Origin of the sequence: Synechococcus sp. R55.2 (assembly GCF_047462075.1) — a bacterium.
In the GTDB taxonomy this organism is placed as follows: Bacteria; Cyanobacteriota; Cyanobacteriia; order Thermostichales; family Thermostichaceae; genus Thermostichus.
Genome location: NZ_JANSIH010000314.1, coordinates 1 through 599, shown reverse-complemented (window position 1 = coordinate 599; position 599 = coordinate 1). Strand labels below are relative to the sequence as shown.

The window sequence follows — 599 nt, the reverse complement described above, 5'->3', positions numbered from 1 at the left end:
AGCGTGCTCAGAAACCGCTACACTGATTATAGCGCCAGCAGGATTAGCGGCCATGAAGCATGATTTTGTTTCCAGCGGCAGAGCTGTATCTGATTTGAAGGCACACTTGGTCTTAACCACCAAGTACCGTCGCAAGGTATTTACCAGCGAAATGCTGCAGCGATTACATGAAGTCATGTATGACCTTTGCCAAAAGTGGGGTTGCAAACTTATTGAGTTCAACGGCGAGGCAGACCATGTTCATCTGCTGTTCCAGTACTACCCGCAGGTGGATCTGTCCAAATTGGTAAACAACATCAAATCCGTCTCTAGTCGCAGGATGAGAAGCGAGTTTGCGGATTACATCAGCAAGATATACCGGAAAAATGTGCTGTGGAATGAATCTTATTTCATCGCTTCATGTGGTGGGGTAACAGTCTCGGCATTGAGCCAGTACATTGAAAGCCAAGGTACTCCCGCCTCTCATCCCGACCCAAGCGCTCCGCGCCGCTAGCGCGTTCGCTTCAGCGGGCCGTAGGCCATACGTCCTGCGGACAGAGGGCGGGGCTTCTCGGCGGTTTAGCTAAAGTTGCATTGGGCTGTAATTCCAGCTCGCGGTA

General features: G+C 51.1%; 1 protein-coding gene. It reads left to right on the top strand.

Features of this window, described 5'->3' with window-relative positions; genetic code table 11:
* Positions 1-52 precede the first annotated feature (52 nt).
* On the top strand, positions 53-493 hold the full coding sequence (tnpA, locus tag NW838_RS10015) for an IS200/IS605-like element ISSoc10 family transposase (protein WP_011432180.1): 441 nt from the start codon (positions 53-55) through the stop codon (positions 491-493).
* Positions 494-599 lie beyond the last annotated feature (106 nt).